We start from the raw sequence: 2,065 nt of genomic DNA, 5'->3' as shown, positions 1-2,065 counted from the left end.
GCGCGAGCAGCTGGAGCACCGGTCGGGCGAGGCCGCTGCGTCCGACCTCGGACCACAGAGCGCCGTCGAGGTTCGCGGCGGCGACGCAGCGCGGGTCGTCGCGGCACCATTGCAGAGCGGCCGCGCCGCCGAATGAGTGGCCGATCGCGGTCAGCCGGCTCAGGTCGAGCCGGCCGGTCAGCGGATCATCGGCATCCAGATCGGCGAGGCGGTCCGCCACGAACGCGAGGTCCGCCGCCTTGTACCGGCAGACGTCGGTCCGCCGCGCGAACACCTCCCGGTACGACCCGCTCTGCGGACCGAGCGCACCGGCGATGGCGGCGGGATTCATCGCCATCGTCCGGCCGTCCGCGAAGACCGTCACCGCGGTCTCGTAGGTGTGGTTGACGCCGACGACCACGAACCCGTGACTGGCCAGATCTTCGGCGATGGCCGACAGCAGCAGCGGCGGGAAGCCGCTGGGGGACAGGAGCACCACCGGGTACGCCGCGCGAGCGCCGGACACCGGCCCGCCGTCGGTGCTGTTCGCCGGCAGCCCTTCGGTACGAAGCCCGAGCATGTCCCCGGCGGGCCGCCAGGCCGGTGGCAGGTAGTCGGCAGCCGGCGCGTCGGGCGTCCGATCCCGCGGATACCAGACCCACGCCACGAGCGACCGCGGCTCGGACGGATCGGCCGCGTAGGGATCCGTCCGCTGCGTATCCGTCCAATCCCGCGAGACGCGAGCCACGGCGAATTCCCCGCTCGGTGGCGGTACGGCAAGTGTCATGTCGTCAGCCGTCCTATGTGCGATGTACGGAGTGGACGATTGAATCGAATACCTCAGCCGGCGAACGCCGCAGTCCGCACCGGCTCGTCGGAGGCGCCGGCCGTCGACGGCGCCGGCTGATCGGCAAGACCGCGGCGGCCGACCGCAACCAGAGCCAGACCCATCATGGCGTAGATGCCCAAGATCAGGGCCTTTCTCCCTGAGTGGCATCGAGGAGGTCGAGGATGAACCCGGCCATCGCGGCCCGGTTCGCGAAGAGCGGGAGCAGATCCGGCCCAGCCTCGGCGGTCCGGTGCTCGTACGGAATGGACGGGATGGCGTGGAAGATCGTCATGGCGATGGCGTGTGCCCGCCGCACCTGGTGGACCGGAGTGGTGCACCCTTCGTCACGCAGGCCTTGGACGTAGGCCGGTAGGCATGCCTCTTCCAGCTCCGGGAACGCTCGCGCCGGACGCCGCCCGAGTTGGATCTCTCCCAGCAACAGCTGGCCGAGGTCGAACCCCACGGGCGCGGTGCCCCAGAAGCCGAAGTCGATCAGGACGATGTCGTTGCTCAGCCGGGTATGCAGCAGGTTGTCGGTGCAGGCGTCGCCGTGCGCGGTGGTGGCGGGCAAGGACTCCAGCTCGTCGACCAGCGCCGGCAGAGCGGCTGCCGCGCGCAGGATCCTGCGCCGCAGGTGCGCGTCGAATGTCGCGGCCACGTTCGGCTGCCGCCACAGGTCTTCCGAGGTGAGGTCCGGTACGACGTTGACGGCCAGCCAGTGCTCCGCGAACCGCCGGGCGGTCCGGCCGATCGGTACGTGCGCGGCGAACGGTTTGACGGACGTGCTGGATGCCAGTCGCCCCAGCAGGTAGGCCGCGCGTCGATGGCGGGCGACGTCCCACTCGACCTGGCGTACCGGCACGCGGTCGAGCCAGACGGCCGCCGACTCGTCGTCCAGGTCGGTGACGTGGTAGGCGTGCGGAAGACTGAGCCCGTCGGGCAGGTGCCGGCCCAGTTCACCCCGGTAGATGTCCGGCTCGGTCCGCCAGGGCATCAGCGGTGCCAACTCTGAGCGCAGCGGCTCGGGCACCGCCGCGGACAGCGGTGACCTCAGCCAGGCCTGGACGACTTTGACGAAGAAGGCGTAAGTCAGCGTTTGGCCGGCCTCGTCGGCCGCGGTACCGCCGACCAGGTAGCGACCCGCTGTCGTCAGGGCCGGCCGGTCGTACGGGTAGGTCTGCAGCCGGACGGTCAGGACATGCACCCGCGGCCGGCGTAGGTGCGCCGCCACCATCGCCTCGAGCTGCGGTAGCGGCT

2 protein-coding genes and 1 pseudogene are annotated in these 2,065 nt (G+C 70.9%); all 3 read right to left on the bottom strand.

What is annotated here, in order from left to right; all coding sequences use genetic code 11:
* Positions 1-727, bottom strand: a pseudogene (locus AB0M20_RS40195) (hypothetical protein); the annotation flags it as partial.
* Positions 728-819: 92 nt separating this feature from the next.
* Complete coding sequence (locus AB0M20_RS40190) at positions 820-948, bottom strand: hypothetical protein (protein ID WP_364306402.1); 129 nt, start codon at positions 946-948, stop codon at positions 820-822.
* Positions 949-950: 2 nt separating this feature from the next.
* On the bottom strand, positions 951-2,065 hold a 1,115-nt coding region (locus AB0M20_RS40185; protein WP_364306401.1), incomplete at its 5' end, for a phosphotransferase.

Origin of the sequence: Actinoplanes sp. NPDC051633 (genome assembly GCF_040681735.1) — a bacterium.
In the GTDB taxonomy this organism is placed as follows: Bacteria; Actinomycetota; Actinomycetes; order Mycobacteriales; family Micromonosporaceae; genus Actinoplanes.
The sequence above is the reverse complement of the archived record's forward strand: the minus strand, read 5'-3'. Positions and strand labels throughout refer to the sequence as shown.